The sequence below is a fragment of the Streptomyces decoyicus genome (assembly GCF_019880305.1).
In the GTDB taxonomy this organism is placed as follows: domain Bacteria; phylum Actinomycetota; class Actinomycetes; order Streptomycetales; family Streptomycetaceae; genus Streptomyces; species Streptomyces decoyicus.
On the sequence record NZ_CP082301.1, the window covers coordinates 5,195,065 to 5,210,526 of the forward strand.

8 protein-coding genes and 1 riboswitch are annotated in these 15,462 nt (G+C 70.5%); of the genes, 5 read left to right on the forward strand and 3 right to left on the reverse strand.

Annotated features, from left to right (window positions below; genetic code table 11):
• Nucleotides 1–454: 454 nt before the first annotated feature.
• From K7C20_RS38380 to K7C20_RS23010, 3 genes are all read left to right on the forward strand, one after another.
• A complete protein-coding gene (locus tag K7C20_RS38380) occupies nucleotides 455–7,237 on the forward strand; it encodes an Ig-like domain-containing protein (protein ID WP_246655314.1) in 6,783 nt (2,260 codons plus the stop codon).
• Between the two features lie 204 nt (nucleotides 7,238–7,441).
• A complete protein-coding gene (locus tag K7C20_RS23005) occupies nucleotides 7,442–7,852 on the forward strand; it encodes a hypothetical protein (protein WP_053208619.1) in 411 nt (136 codons plus the stop codon).
• A 17-nt stretch (nucleotides 7,853–7,869) separates the two neighbouring features.
• Nucleotides 7,870–9,060 (forward strand): glutathionylspermidine synthase family protein, encoded by a 1,191-nt coding sequence (locus K7C20_RS23010; RefSeq protein WP_053208620.1) that lies wholly within the window; start codon nucleotides 7,870–7,872, stop codon nucleotides 9,058–9,060.
• 15 nt (nucleotides 9,061–9,075) lie between these two features.
• Here the strand turns inward: K7C20_RS23010 and K7C20_RS23015 are convergent, their stop codons facing one another.
• The gene (locus K7C20_RS23015) at nucleotides 9,076–10,464 is read right to left on the reverse strand and encodes an FAD-dependent oxidoreductase (RefSeq protein ID WP_048830308.1); all 1,389 of its coding nucleotides are present in this window, start codon (nucleotides 10,462–10,464) and stop codon (nucleotides 9,076–9,078) included.
• 109 nt (nucleotides 10,465–10,573) lie between these two features.
• Between K7C20_RS23015 and K7C20_RS23020 the strand changes: the two genes are divergently transcribed.
• Nucleotides 10,574–11,191 carry a PadR family transcriptional regulator gene (locus K7C20_RS23020; protein WP_030088472.1) on the forward strand — a complete coding sequence of 206 codons (618 nt, stop codon included), beginning with the start codon at nucleotides 10,574–10,576 and terminating at the stop codon, nucleotides 11,189–11,191.
• 154 nt (nucleotides 11,192–11,345) lie between these two features.
• On the opposite strand, the gene rocD is transcribed toward K7C20_RS23020, so the two are convergent.
• Nucleotides 11,346–12,551 (reverse strand): ornithine--oxo-acid transaminase, encoded by a 1,206-nt coding sequence (rocD, locus tag K7C20_RS23025; protein ID WP_053208621.1) that lies wholly within the window; start codon nucleotides 12,549–12,551, stop codon nucleotides 11,346–11,348.
• Nucleotides 12,552–12,678: 127 nt separating this feature from the next.
• A riboswitch (ZMP/ZTP riboswitch) is annotated at nucleotides 12,679–12,770 on the forward strand.
• Between the two features lie 41 nt (nucleotides 12,771–12,811).
• Between rocD and K7C20_RS23030 the strand changes: the two genes are divergently transcribed.
• Nucleotides 12,812–14,083: a serine hydroxymethyltransferase gene (locus K7C20_RS23030; protein WP_030088475.1), complete on the forward strand. Its 1,272-nt coding sequence runs from the start codon at nucleotides 12,812–12,814 to the stop codon at nucleotides 14,081–14,083.
• A 91-nt stretch (nucleotides 14,084–14,174) separates the two neighbouring features.
• Here the strand turns inward: K7C20_RS23030 and K7C20_RS23035 are convergent, their stop codons facing one another.
• Nucleotides 14,175–15,452, reverse strand: coding sequence for a cytochrome P450 family protein (locus K7C20_RS23035; protein WP_053208622.1), 1,278 nt, complete (start codon nucleotides 15,450–15,452; stop codon nucleotides 14,175–14,177).
• Between the last annotated feature and the right edge of the window lie 10 nt (nucleotides 15,453–15,462).

Here is a 15,462-nt window from a genome sequence, read left to right on the forward strand (position 1 = left end):
TTGCTATAGCAAAGAATATGGAAGCTCCGGGAATTATGGCACCGAGGAGTCATTGCGCCGTCAACTGCGCCGTTGTGCAACGGCTTTGGCGGTGGTGCGGGAGGGGCTCTTGGCGGTGTCCCGTACTGACCGCCCGTCACCAGTGCCGACGCCTGTCACATCTACGCCCCGTGGCGCGCGCCACGGGGCGCCGTGCACGCCGCTACGCGCTGCGCCATTCAGGGTAAATGCGCTGACCGACTATGGCGTGGCGGCATGATCGGCGCGCCTACTGATGCTATCGACCGGCGGGTTGCCCACCTGGCGGAGGTCATCGGTATGCAGATGCGAATCTCTGTCAGCTTTCCTTACCGAGATCCTTCCCCAGGTTGATGCCCACTTCCCGCAGCACGCCAAGATCCTCGGGGAGGGAGTTGAACGGCCCGCCACCATCATCAATGCGGAGGGCCATACCATGGCACCCACCTTTACCTTGGCGTCGGCAGCGCCAAACCCGGCGGTCTTCGGGCAGAACGTGACGTTGACCGCCACCGTCATCCCATTCGGGCTGGGAACACCCACCGGCACCGTCACCTTCGTCGTCGCCGGCGGCCCCACCGTGACGGCACCACTCGTCGGCGGCACCGCGACCGCCACCGTCAGCAACATCAGCGTGGGTTTTCACACCATCACCGCCACCTATAACGGCAGCCCGCTGTGGTCTCCGTCCACCGGACTGGCCTCCGTGACGGTGGTCAAGGCGTCGACGACCACGACGGTCATCTCCTCGCCGGACCCGTCGACCTTCGGGCAGCCGGTCTCCATCACCGCCACCGTCGCGCCGGTCGCGCCGGGCGCGGGTACCCCGACCGGCACGGTGACCTTCGTCATCGCCGGCGGCGGAGGCGGCACCCTGACGGGCACGCTCTCGGGCGGTACGGCGACCGTCACCACCAGCAGTCTCAGCGTCGGCACCCATGCCATCACCGCGACGTACAACGGCAATGCCAACTTCAATCCCTCCAGCGGCACCGACACGCAGACAGTGCTGCCGAGCCTGGTGCCGACCACCACCACGGTGACCTCGTCGCCCGACCCCTCGGTGTTCGGGCAGTCCGTGACCTTCACGGCCACCGTCGCCCCCGTCCCGCCCGGCTCGGGTACTCCGACCGGCACGGTGACCTTCGTCATCTCCGGCGGCCCCACGCTGACGGCACCGCTCTCGGGCGGCACGGCGAGCGTCAGCACCAGCAGCCTCGGCGTCGGCCCCCATACGGTCACGGCGACCTACAGCGGCAGTGGTGGCTTCGCGCCGTCGAGCGGCACGGACACCCAGCTCGTCAACAAGGCCTCCACGACCACCACGGTGACCTCGTCGCCGGACCCGTCGGCGTTCGGCCAGCCGGTGACGTTCACGGCCACGGTCGCCCCGGTCGCACCGGGTGCGGGTACGCCGACCGGCACGGTCACGTTTGTCATCAGCGGTGGCCCGACGCTGACCGGCACCCTTTCCGGGGGCACGGCGAGCGTCACCACCAGCACACTTTCTCCCGGCCCCCACACGGTCACCGCGACCTACAGCGGTAACGCCAACTTCAACACCTCCACCGGCACGGACACGCACACGGTGGGACAGGCGTCGACGACCACGGTGGTCAGTTCCTCGCCCGACCCGTCGGTCGTCGGGCAGTCGGTGACGTTCACGGCGACGGTCGCGCCGGTCCCGCCAGGTGTGGGTACGCCGACGGGCACGGTCACGTTTGTCATCAGCGGTGGTCCGACGCTGACCGCGACGCTTTCCGGCGGTACGGCGAGCGTCAGCACCAGTGCACTGGGCGCCGGTACCCACACGGTCACGGCGACGTACAGCGGTGACGCGAACTTCGCCGGCTCCAGCGGCACGGACACCCAGACGGTCAACCAGGCCTCCACGACCACGACGGTCACCTCGTCGCCCGACCCGTCGGTCTTCGGGCAGTCGGTGACCTTCACGGCGACGGTCGCGCCGGTTTCGCCGGGTGCGGGTACGCCGACGGGCACGGTCACGTTTGTCATCAGCGGTGGTCCGACGCTGACCGCGACGCTTTCCGGCGGTACGGCGAGCGTCAGCACCAGTGCACTGGGCGCCGGTACCCACACGGTCACGGCGACGTACAGCGGTGACGCGAACTTCGCCGGCTCCAGCGGCACGGACACCCAGACGGTCAACCAGGCCTCCACAACCACGACGGTCACCTCGTTCCCCGACCCCTCCGTGGTGGGCCAGACGGTCAACTTCACCGCCTTTGTGGGGCCGGTGTTCCCCGGTGGCGGGGTTCCGACCGGAACCGTCTCGTTCGTCATCACCAACGGGGTCACCACCGTGACCCTCAGCGGCACCCTCGACGGCGCCGGCGTCGCCACCGTCAGCACCAACGGGCTGGTCACGGCGGGTCTTTACACCGTCACCGCGACATACGGCGGCGACGCGAACTTCACCGGCTCCAGTGACACCGACACCCAGACGGTCAACCAGGCGGCGACCACCACCACGGTCACCTCGTCTCCCGACCCGTCGGTGACGGGGCAGCCGGTGACCTTCACGGCCGTCGTCGCCCCGGTCTCGCCGGGGGCGGGTACCCCGACGGGCACCGTCACGTTTGTCATCAGCGGTGGCCCGACGCTGACCGGCACCCTCTCCGGGGGCACCGCGAGCGTCACCACCAGTGCACTCGGCGCCGGTACCCACACGGTCACCGCGACGTACACCGGTGACGCCAACTTCGCCGGTTCGGTCGGTACGGACACCCAGACCGTGAACCAGGCGTCGACGACCACGACGGTCACCTCGTCGCCCGACCCGTCGGTCTTCGGCCAGCCGGTGACCTTCACGGCCACGGTCGCGCCGGTGGCTCCGGGCGCGGGTACCCCGACCGGCACGGTCACGTTCGTCATCACCGGTGGCCCGACATTGACCGGCGCCCTCTCCGGGGGCACGGCCACCGTCACGACGAGTGTGTTGAGCGTCGGGACCCACCCGGTCACGGCGACGTACAGCGGTGACGCCAACTTCACCGGTTCCAGCGGTACGGACACCCAGACGGTGGCTCAGGCGGCGACGACCACGACGGTCACGTCGACTCCTGACCCGTCGGTGGTCGGTCAGCCGGTGACGTTCACGGCCACGGTTGCTCCGGTTTCGCCGGGTGCGGGTACGCCGACCGGTACGGTCACGTTCGTGGCGACGGACGGCGTCACCACGGTGACGCTGACGGGGACGCTCAGCGGCGGTACGACCAGCGTGAGCACGAACGGGTTGGTGACGGCGGGGACTTACTCCGTCACGGCGACCTACAGCGGTGACGCCAACTTCACCGGTTCCACCGGGAGCGACACCCAGACGGTGAACCAGGCGTCGACGACCACCACGGTCACGTCGTCGCCCGACCCGTCGGTCTTCGGCCAGCCGGTGACCTTCACGGCCACGGTCGCTCCGGTTTCGCCGGGTGCGGGTACGCCGACCGGCACGGTCACCTTCGTCATCACCGGTGGCCCGACGCTGACCGCGACGCTCTCGGGCGGCACGGCGAGCGTCACCACCAGCGCGTTGAGCGTGGGCACGCACACGGTCACGGCGACCTACAGCGGTGACGCCAACTTCACCACCTCCAGCGGTACGGACACCCAGACGGTCAACCTGGCGGCGACGACCACTACGGTCACGTCGACTCCTGACCCGTCGGTGGTCGGTCAGCCGGTGACGTTCACGGCCACGGTGGCTCCGGTTTCGCCGGGTGCGGGTACGCCGACCGGTACGGTCACGTTCGTGGCGACCGACGGGGTCACCACGGTGACGCTGACCGGCACGCTCAGCGGCGGTACGACCAGCGTGACCACCAGCGGGCTGGTGACCGCGGGCGTGTACGCCGTCACGGCGACCTACAGCGGTGACGGGAGCTTCACGAGTTCCGTCGGCACGGACACACAGACAGTGGCTCCGGCGTTGACGACCACTACGGTCTCGTCGACTCCTGACCCGTCGGTGGTGGGGCAGTCGGTGACCTTCAGTGCGACGGTGGCTCCGGTTTCGCCGGGTGCGGGTACGCCGACCGGTACGGTCACGTTCGTGGCGACCGACGGCGTCACCACGGTGACGCTGACGGGGACGCTCAGCGGCGGTACGACCAGCGTGACCACGAACGGGTTGGTGACGGCGGGGACTTACACCGTCACGGCGACCTACAGCGGTGACGCCAACTTCACCACCTCCAGTGACACCGACACCCAGACGGTCACGCAAGCGTTGACGACCACTACGGTCTCGTCGACTCCTGACCCGTCGGTGGTCGGTCAGCCGGTGACCTTCACGGCCACGGTGGCTCCGGTTTCGCCGGGTGCGGGTACGCCGACCGGGACGGTTACGTTCGTGGCGACGGATGGGGTCACCACGGTGACGCTGACGGGGACGCTCAGCGGCGGTACGACCAGCGTGAGCACGAACGGGTTGGTGACGGCGGGGACTTACACCGTCACGGCGACCTACAGCGGTGACGCCAACTTCACCGGTTCCACCGGGAGCGACACCCAGACGGTGAACCAGGCATCGACGACCACCACGGTCTCCTCGTCGCCCGACCCGTCGGTAGTGGGGCAGCCGGTGACCTTCACGGCCACGGTTGCTCCGGTCTCGCCGGGTGCGGGTACGCCGACTGGCACGGTCACGTTCGTGGCCACCGACGGGGTCACCACCGTGACGCTGACCGGCACGCTCAGCGGCGGTACGACCAGCGTGACCACCAGCGGGCTGGTCACTCCCGGCACGTATACCGTCACCGGGACCTACAGCGGCGACGCCAACTTCACCACCTCCAGTGACACCGACACCCAGACCGTCACGCAAGCGTTGACGACGACCACGGTCTCGTCGACTCCTGACCCGTCGGTGGTCGGTCAGCCGGTGACGTTCACGGCCACGGTTGCTCCGGTTTCGCCGGGTGCGGGTACGCCGACCGGGACGGTCACGTTCGTGGCCACCGACGGGGTCACCACGGTGACGCTGACCGGCACGCTCAGCGGTGGCACCACCAGCGTGACCACCAGCGGGCTGGTGACCGCGGGCGTGTACGCCGTCACGGCGACCTACAGCGGTGACGGGAGCTTCACGAGTTCCGTCGGTACCGACACCCAGACGGTGGCTCCGGCGTTGACGACCACTACGGTCTCGTCGACTCCTGACCCCTCGGTGGTGGGTCAGCCGGTGACCTTCACGGCCACGGTGGCTCCGGTTTCGCCGGGTGCGGGTACGCCGACGGGTACGGTCACGTTCGTGGCCACCGACGGCGTCACCACGGTGACGCTGACCGGCACGCTCAGCGGCGGCACCACCAGCGTGACCACCAGCGGGCTGGTGACCGCCGGCGCCTACACCGTCACGGCCACATACAGCGGTGACGCCAACTTCATCCCCTCCACCGGCACGGACACGCAGACGGTGGCTCAGGCGGCGACGACCACCACGGTCTCGTCGACACCTGACCCGTCGGTGGTGGGTCAGCCGGTGACCTTCACGGCCACGGTCGCTCCGGTTTCGCCGGGTGCGGGTACGCCGACCGGGACGGTCACGTTCGTGGCGACGGATGGCGTCACCACGGTGACGCTGACGGGGACGCTCAGCGGCGGTACGACCAGCGTGACCACGAACGGGTTGGTGACGGCGGGGACTTACACCGTCACGGCGACCTACAGCGGTGACGCCAACTTCACCACCTCCAGTGACACCGACACCCAGACGGTCACGCAAGCGTTGACGACGACCACGGTCTCGTCGACTCCTGACCCGTCGGTGGTGGGTCAGTCGGTGACCTTCAGTGCGACGGTGGCTCCGGTTTCGCCGGGTGCGGGTACGCCGACTGGCACGGTCACGTTCGTGGCGACGGATGGGGTCACCACGGTGACGCTGACGGGGACGCTCAGCGGCGGTACGACCAGCGTGAGCACGAACGGGTTGGTGACGGCGGGGACTTACACCGTCACGGCGACCTACAGCGGTGACGCCAACTTCACCACCTCCAGTGACACCGACACCCAGACGGTCACGCAAGCGTTGACGACGACCACGGTCTCGTCGACTCCTGACCCGTCGGTGGTGGGGCAGTCGGTGACCTTCAGTGCGACGGTCGCTCCGGTTTCGCCGGGTGCGGGTACGCCGACCGGTACGGTCACGTTCGTGGCCACCGACGGGGTCACCACGGTGACGCTGACGGGGACACTCAGCGGCGGCACCACCAGTGTGAGCACGAGCGGACTGGTGACCGCGGGCGTGTACGCCGTCACGGCGACCTACAGCGGTGACGGGAGCTTCACGAGTTCCGTCGGTACCGACACCCAGACGGTGGCTCCGGCGGCGACGACCACCACGGTCTCCTCGTCGCCCGACCCGTCCGTGGCAGGGCAGTTGGTGACCTTCACGGCCGTCGTCGCACCGGTCTCGCCGGGGGCGGGTACCCCGACCGGGACGGTCACGTTCGTGATCACCGGTGGTCCGACGCTGACCGCCACCCTTTCCGGAGGTACGGCCACCGCCTCGACCACTGCGCTGGGCGCCGGAACCTTCCCCGTCACGGCGACCTACAGCGGTGACGGGGACTTCACCAGCTCCAGCGGGAACGACACCCAGACGGTGGCCCAGGCGTCGACGACCACCACGGTCACCTCGTTGCCCGACCCGTCGGTGTTCGGGCAGTCGGTGACCTTCACCGCTACGGTCGCGCCGGTCTCACCCGGCTCCGGCACGGTGACCGGCACGGTCACCTTCGTCATCGACGGTGGTGGGGGCGGCACGCTGACCGGCACCGTCTCCGGGGGCGTCGCCTCCGTCACCACCAGCACCCTCGACGCAGGCGTCCACAACGTCACCGCGACCTATGGCGGCGACGCCAACTTCATCACCTCCAGCGGCACCGACACCCACACGGTCAACCAGGCCTCCACGACCACCACGGTCACCTCGTTCCCCGACCCGTCCAACTCCGGCGACACGGTCGCGATCCTCGCGTTCGTGACGGCGGTGGCTCCGGGCAGCGGCGTCCCGACCGGGACGGTCAACTTCGTCGTCACCGACGGCGTGACCACCATCAACCTCACCGGAACGCTCGACGGCTCCGGTGTCGCCGCGGTCAGCACCCCGCTGACCACCGGCATCTACACCATCACGGCGACCTACGTCGGTGACACCAACTTCACCACCTCCAGCGACACCGACACCCAGACCGTCGTGTAACCACCCGTCTGACCACCCGCCCCTTCTCCCGTACAGCGCACCAGCGCCGGGCCGCCCAGTGAGGGCGGCCCGGCGTCGTGCTGAGCCCCGCTGCCCGTGCGGGGCGGCGGTACGGAAAGGAGGAGGCCACCTCATTGCGCCGGGCCCGTGGGTGCCGTCTACGCTGGCTGCGCTCCAACAGATGTTCACGGGGGAAGGCAAGGCATGGCAGACAAAGCACGCCGGCGGCTGCGGTCGAGCACGGTGATCCTGGGCGGTATGGGGGCGCTGGCCGCCGCATTGACGTCCTGCGGCTCCGAGCCCGACAAGCGCTGTGTGGACCGCAACAGCTACGACACGCTCAAGGGCTACCGCATCGTCGACTCCAAGAACTGCTCGGCAGGCGGCAGTTCGGCCGGCGGCAGCAGTACTTCCGGCAGCGGCGGATACGGCAAGGCCGGCCGCGGCGGCGGGACGGCGAAGCAGCCCGTCGACGGCCAGTGGTACTACGACCCGAACAACGCCGGCGGCAAGTACGCCGACGACGGCACCTTCAGCAAGGCCACGGCCGTCAACCGCGGCGGCTTCGGCTGCTCCGGCTCGGGCGGCGGCCGCCACGGTTCCTTCGGCGGCTGAGCGGACGCGGTACCGCCATGAAGCGCCACACCATCGAGCCCCGCCCCGACTGGCAGCAGACCGTCGAGGCGCAGGGCCTGATCTACCCGCTGACCCGCTACCCGGACGACTCGCTGCGCCCGTACTGGGACGAGAGCGCGTACTACGAGTTCACCCTCCCCGAGGTCGAGGCCCTGGAGGAGGTCGTCGAGGAACTGCACGGCATGTGCCGGGCCGCGGCCGCGCACATCGTCGAGCAGAACCGATTCGCCGACCTCGGGATCGAGGACCCGCGGCTGGCCCGTCTGGTCGCCGAGTCCTGGCGGCGCCGGGAGGAACTCCCGTCCCTCTACGGGCGGTTCGATCTGCACTACGACGGCAGCGGCCCGGCCAAATTGCTGGAGTACAACGCCGATACGCCGACCTCGCTGGTGGAGGCGGCCAGTCCGCAGTGGTTCTGGATGGAGGAGCGCTTTCCCGGCGCCGACCAGTGGAACTCGCTGCACGAGCGGCTGGTGGCGGCCTGGAAGCGGCAGGCGCCGCTGCTGCCGCCGGGCGCGCCGCTGCACTTCGCGCACTCGTCGGGTGACGAGCTCGGCGAGGATCTGATGACCGTCGCCTACCTGGAGGAGACGGCGCAGCAGGCGGGCCTGGAGACGGTCGCGATCTCGATGGAGGACATCGGCTGGGACCGGCTGTCCGGCCGCTTCGTCGACCAGCGGCTGCGCTTCATGCGGTCCTGCTTCAAGCTCTACCCGTGGGAGTGGCTGGCCGCCGACGACTTTGGCCCGTACGTCCTGGACACGCTCGACAACGGGGGCGGCACCGGCTCCACCCTCTGGATCGAGCCCGCCTGGAAGATGCTGCTCTCCAACAAGGCGCTGCTGGCGATTCTCTGGGAGCTGTATCCCGGCCATCCGAATCTGCTGCCCGCCTACCTGGACGGGCCGCGCGAGCTGGCGCACACCCGTGGTTACGTCGCCAAGCCGCTGCTGGGCCGGGAGGGTGCCGGTGTCACCCTGCACGAGCCGGGTGCCGAGCCGGAGCTGCGAGGGCCCGAAGACCCGTGCTGCTACCAGGAGTTGGCGCCGCTACCGGACTTCGACGGCAACCGGGTCGTGCTCGGCGCCTGGGTCGTCGAGGACGAGTCGGCGGGGCTCGGCATCCGGGAGTCTGCGGGGCCGGTCACCGATGAGTACGCCCGCTTTCTGCCGCATGTGATCCGCTGAGCCGGGGGCCGCGCCTCAGTGCGCCGGCCCGTCCGGCCTGCGGCGTCGCTGCCGGGGACGCTGCTGTGCGTCGTGGTCGTGGCCGCGGTACCGCTGTGCGGCGGCGGCCATCCGGCGTTTGAGCGGGGGAAGGTGGTTGACCACCCGCATGCCGGTGCGCATCCCGGCCAGCACCGCGCGGCCGATGACCGGCTTGTGGACCGGATCGCTCCCGCGCATCTGCGCCAGGGACCTTTCGACCGCCTCGAAGCCGTAGCGGACCATCTGGGTCTCGTAGTCGTGGATCGCCGGTATCAGCGACGCTTCGCGGTCACGGACCGAGACCAGCTTGGCGCACAGCAGTTCGGCGTCGCGCAGCGCGGTGTTCGCCCCCACCCCGCGGCCCGGCGTCATGGTGTGGATGGCGTCCCCGACCAGGGTGATGTTGCTGGTGGGCCACTGCTCGACGGGGGCCGAGGTGCGGATGTTCAGGGGGAAGCAGGTGGACGGGTCGGCCAGCTCGGCCAGTTTGCGCAGCCGGGCGTCCCAGTTGCGGGTGAGCTCGACCGTGAGGTCGTGCAGCTGCTCGCCGTTCATCCGGAGGATGTCGGGGGGCAGGTTCCGTGCCGCGCCGCCGAAGCCCAGCATGATGTAGTCGCGGGTGTTGTCGAACTGAAGGCCGGGCCACGCGCGGAGCAGTTCGGTGTCACTCGCGCCGATGCCCTCGCGCGGCCGCCCCTGTTCGTCCCACGGGAACTGCATGACGTGGATGATCAGGGAGTAACCCCCGGGGGCGAGGAACATGTTGACGCCGTCGATGACTTCGGGGGTCAGCAGCTCGCGGGTGGCGTCCGTGAGGGGCACCTTGCCGGTGATCCCGATCAGGCCGCTGTCCTTCAAGGGGGCGTGGGGCAGGTACTGGCGGCGGACCCGGGAGTGGGAACCGTCGGCGGCCACCAGCACCTCACCGGTGGCCGAGGTGCCGTCCTCGAAGTGTGCGGTGACCGTGCCGTCGGGGTTCTTGTCGTAGCGGGTGAAGACCTTGCCGAAGTGGACCCGCTCCTCCAGCCCGGTCAGCAGGACCTGCCGCAGGGTCATGCGGGAGACGGATCGCTCGGCGCCCGCCCCGTCCGCGCCGGGCTGGGCGAACCCGGTCAGCGAGAGGACTTCCTTGTACTTCTCCGTGAACATGGTGAAGCGGTCGCCGGTGCGCGCGCAGGTGGCCGCGAAGGTGGCGAACAGTTCGGGGGGCAGCAGACGGCTGAGTGCCCGGCTGCCGTCGGGGTCGATGCCCACCCGGTAGCCCTGGAGCCCGTCGCCGCGGGTGCGGTCGCGTTCGAAGACGGCGCAGCTGATGCCGGCCCGCTTCAGGCCGTGGGCCAGGGCCAGTCCGCCGGTGCCGGCGCCGATGATGATCACGTGCATGGTCTCCGGTTCCTTCCTCAAGAGGAACGGCTGATGACCGGATAGTTGCATGGCACCTAGGTGCAGTGCAACTAGTTGCGGTGAGGTTAGTGCGCGGTATCGTGAACCCGTGACCTCGACATTCCGCCGCTCCCCCCTGGCCCTGGCGGTCCTGGGCCTGCTGGAGGCAGGCCCTCTGCACCCCTACGGCATCCAGCGCCTGATCAAGCAGTGGGGCAAGGACCAGGTCGTCAACGTCGGCCAGCGCGCCGGCCTGTACCGCACGATCGCCCGCCTGGAAGACGCCGGGCTGATCGCCGTCGGCGACACCGAGCGCGATGAGCGCTACCCCGAACGCACCACCTACCGCCTCACCGACGCGGGACGGGACGCCGCTCGCCAGTGGCTGGCCGAAATCCTGTCCACTCCCCGCAACGAGTACCCGGAGTTCCCGGCCGCCCTGTCCTTCCTGCCGCTGCTCACCCCGCGAGCCGCCCATGACCTGCTGGACCAGCGACGCGAACACCTCGCCCGGCGCCTCGCCGAACTCGACGCCGAACTCGCCACCGAGGCCGAGGGCCGGGCGCTCCCGCGCGTGGCCCTGATCGAGAGCGAATACCTGCGCGCGGTCGCCCACGCCGAACTGGAATGGGTCAACGGCATCCTCGCCTCCCTGGACGACGGGTCGTTCACCTGGGACCGCGAACAGCTCGACGGGATCGCCGCCGCCTCCCGCGGCCAGACCTGACCGGTCGGCGGGGAGGAAGAGGAGAGGAGGAAGACGCGGAAGGGGAGGAAGACGCGGAAGGGGAGGAAGAGGGGAAGAGGAGGAAGAGGAGAGGGGGGAAGAGGAGCGTCGGGGAACAAGGAAGGGCGGACGAACAGGGACCGGCCGCCGGCCCCTATGCCTCCAGCACGCCCCGCAGCTGGTGGAGGCCCCAGTCCAGGTCCTCCTTGCTGATCACCAGCGGCGGCGCGAGCCGGATCGTGGCGCCGTGGGTGTCCTTGGCCAGTACGCCGCGCGCCATCAGCTGCTCGGAGATCTCCCGGCCGGTGCCGCGTGACGGGTTGATGTCCACGCCGGCCCACAGGCCGCGGCCGCGCACCGCGTCCACCGCGCCGCCGCCCACCAGCAGCCCCAGCTCGCTGTGCAGATGCTCGCCCAGCTCCACGGCCTGCTGCTGGAACTCGCCGGTCCGCAGCATCGCCAGCACCTCCAGCGCCACCGCGCAGGCGAGCGGGTTCCCGCCGAAGGTCGAGCCGTGCTCGCCCGGCGCGTACACGCCCAGCACCTCACGGGAGGACACCACCGCGGACACCGGCACCACGCCGCCGCCCAACGCCTTGCCCAGCACGTACATGTCGGGCACCACGTCCTCGTGCTCGCAGGCGAAGGTCCGCCCCGTACGGCCCAGCCCCGACTGGATCTCGTCGGCGATGAACAGCACGTTCCGGCGGCGGGTCAGCTCCCGCACGCCCGCCAGATAGCCCGGCGGCGGCACCAGCACCCCCGCCTCGCCCTGGATCGGCTCCAGCAGCACCGCGACCGTGTCGGCGTCGACGGCGGCCTCCATCGCGGCAAGATCGCCGTACGGGACGATCTCGAAACCGGGGGTGTACGGGCCGAAGTCGGCGCGGGCCTCGGGGTCCGTGGAGAAGGAGACGATGGTGGTCGTCCGGCCGTGGAAGTTGTTGTCCGCGACGATGATCTTCGCCCGGCCGTCGGGTACGCCCTTGACCTTGTAGCCCCACTTACGGGCCGTCTTCACCGCCGTCTCGACGGCCTCGGCGCCGGTGTTCATCGGGAGCACCAGTTCCATCCCGCACAGCGCGGCCAGCTGCGTACAGAAGTCGGCGAACCGGTCGTGGTGGAAGGCACGCGAGGTGAGGGTGACCCGTTCCAACTGGGCCTTGGCCGCGTCGAGCAGCCGGCGGTTTCCGTGCCCGAAGTTCAGCGCGGAGTACCCGGCGAGCATGTCCAGATAGCGGCGGCCCTCCACATCCGTCACCCAGGCACCCTCGGCGGTGGCCACGACGACGGGCAGCGGGTGGTAGTTGTGCGCGCTGTGGGCTTCGGCGGCGGCGATGCTGCGTTCCGTGGACGTCACCGGGGACTCCGTTCGGTAGGCCGTTGGGGCGCGGACGGCGCCGCGTCCCCCTCCATTGTTGCGCTCGCTCCGGCACCTGGGCCTGCAAAGATCCGCCGGACAGGGAGCACGGTGTCCTAGACTCTGCGGTGCGCACCGCGACTGGCGTACGGGGAAGCAACCTCGAGGAAGCGGTGTGCGGCAACCACCACGAGGTGCCGCCCCGCCTGGGCACCCCGGGACCGACCGGAAGAACCGATCGACCGCCCCGGAGGAACGCCATGTCACTGCCCCTTTCCCACCCCGCGCTGAGCGCCGCCGACCCCGAACTGGCCGCGCTGGTCGGCGCCGAGGAGCAGCTCCAGTCCGACACGCTGCGACTGATCCCCAGCGAGAACTACGTCTCCGCCGCCGTCCTGGAAGCCACCGGCACCGTCCTCCAGAACAAGTACAGCGAGGGGTACGCGGGCCGTCGCTACTACGAAGGCCAGCAGAACATCGACCGCGTCGAGACGCTGGCCGTCGAGCGCGCCAAGGCCGTCTTCGGCGTGGAACACGCCAACGTCCAGCCGTACTCCGGCTCGCCCGCCAACCTCGCCGCCTACCTCGCCTTCGCCGAGCCCGGCGACACCGTGCTGGGCATGGCGCTGCCGATGGGCGGCCACCTCACGCACGGCTGGGGCGTCTCGGCGACCGGTACGTGGTTCCGCGGCGTGCAGTACGGCGTACGCCCGGACAGCGCGCTGATCGACTTCGACGAGGTGCGCGACCTCGCCCGCAAGGAACGCCCGAAGATCATCTTCTGTGGTGGTACCGCCGTCCCGCGCACCATCGACTTCGCCGCCTTCGGCGAGATCGCCCGCGAGGTCGACGCCGTACTCGTCGCCGATATCGCCCATATCGCCGGTCTGATCGCGGGCGGCGCCCACCCCTCGCCCGTGCCGCACGCGGACGTCATCTCCACCACCACCCACAAGACCCTGCGTGGCCCGCGCGGCGCCATGCTGATGTCCCGGGCGAGCCACGCCAAGGCCGTCGACAAGGCCGTCTTCCCCGGTCTCCAGGGCGGCCCGCACAACCACACCACCGCCGCCATCGCCGTCGCCCTGCGCGAGGCGGCCGCCCCGTCCTTCCGCGACTACGCACACGCCGTCGTCGCCAACGCCAAGGCGCTCGCCGAGGCGTTGCTGGCCCGCGGCTACGACCTGGTCTCCGGCGGCACCGACAACCACCTGGTGCTGATCGACCTCACCTCGAAGGGCGTTTCGGGCAAGGTCGCCGCGAAGGCGCTGGACCGGGCCGGCATCGTCGTCAACTACAACACCGTCCCCTTCGACCCGCGTAAGCCCTTCGACCCCTCCGGTATCCGCATCGGCACTCCGTCCCTCACCTCCCGCGGACTGGGCACGGACCGGATGCCGCAGGTCGCCGAGTGGATCGACCGCAGCGTCCAGGCCGCGGCGAAGGGGGACGAGGAGGCGCTGGCGGCGATCCGCGGAGAGGTCGCGGAACTGATGGCCGGCTACCCGGCGCCGGGGCTGCCGACGGACTGAGCCGACGGACCGAGCCGACGGACTGAGGTCCGCGGCTCCCGGGCGCCCGGCTCACCGGCCGTTGTTCGGCCGGTGAGCCGGACGGCGTTGCTCAGCCGGCGAGCCGGACCGGCAGGACGTGGGTGCTGTTGCCGATGAAGCTCGGGTGCGCCGGCAGCTCCGCGTCCGGGACGGCGAGATCCAGCGCCGGATAACGGGTGAAGAGCGCCTCCAGGGCGACGGTCGCCTCCAGCCGGGCCAGCGGCGCGCCCAGACAGTAGTGCGGCCCGTGGCCGAAGGAGAGGTGCCGGGCGGCGGGCCGCCGGGTGACGTCGAACCGGTCCGCGTCGGGTCCGTAGGCGTCCGGGTCCCGGCCGGCCGCGGAGTAGGAGGCCAGCATCGGGGTGCCGCGGGGGACGAGGGTGCCGCCGATCTCCAGGTCCCGGACCGGGTAGCGGAACGGGAAGTGGGCGACGGGGCTGTCGTAGCGCAGCGTCTCCTCGACCACGTCGTCCCAGGTGGCCCGCCCGTGCTGCACCAGCTCCAGCTGTGCGCGGTCGGTGCACAGGGCCCGGACCGCGTTGGTGATCAGGTTGAGCGTGGTCTCGTGCCCCGCGATGATCATCAGCAGCAGGGTGCCGACCAGCTCCCGTGCGCTCAGCCGGTCGCCGTCCTCCTCCTGGGCGGCGAGCAGCGCGCTGGTCAGATCGTCGCCCGAGTCCGCCCGTCGGGCCTCTGCGACCTGGGTGAGGACGGCGATGATCTCCCGGTTGGCGGCCTGCGCCTCGTCCGCCGAGCCGGTCGTGCTCACGATCAGGTTCGACAGCTCGTGCAGCCGGTCGCGCAACGCGGCGTCCACGCCCAGCAGTTCGCAGATCACACTCATCGGCAGGGGATAGGCGAAGTGCCGCCGCAGATCCACCGTGCCGTCCGCTGCCGCGGCGTCCGGCAGCCCGTCCAGCAGCCCGGCCGTCAGCTCCGCCACCCGGGGCCGCAGCGCCGCCACCCGCCGCGCGGTGAACACCTTGGTCACCAGGCCGCGCAGCCGCCGGTGGTCGGCCCCGTCGGCGGTCGTCATGCCGTCGACGGTGGCGAAGGTGGTGAGCGGCCAGCCCGGTGGCACGGTGCCGTCGTGCAGAGCGGCGAAGTGGCAGGCGTTCTTGGCGACTTCGGGGTGCGCGAGGACCTCGCGCAGCACCTCGTGGCGGGTGACGGCGACCGCGGGCACCTCCCCGGGCAGCAGTACGGGGACCACCGCCCCGGCCTCCCGCAGCAGCGCGTCGGCAGCGGCCCGGCCGGCGCCGCCGGGGGCGAGCGGCTGCGGCGCCCGGTCGGCGGGTGCGGGAGCGGCGGTGCCGCTCGGGGGCGCGGGACGGCGGGCGTCGGTCATCGGCGGTCCT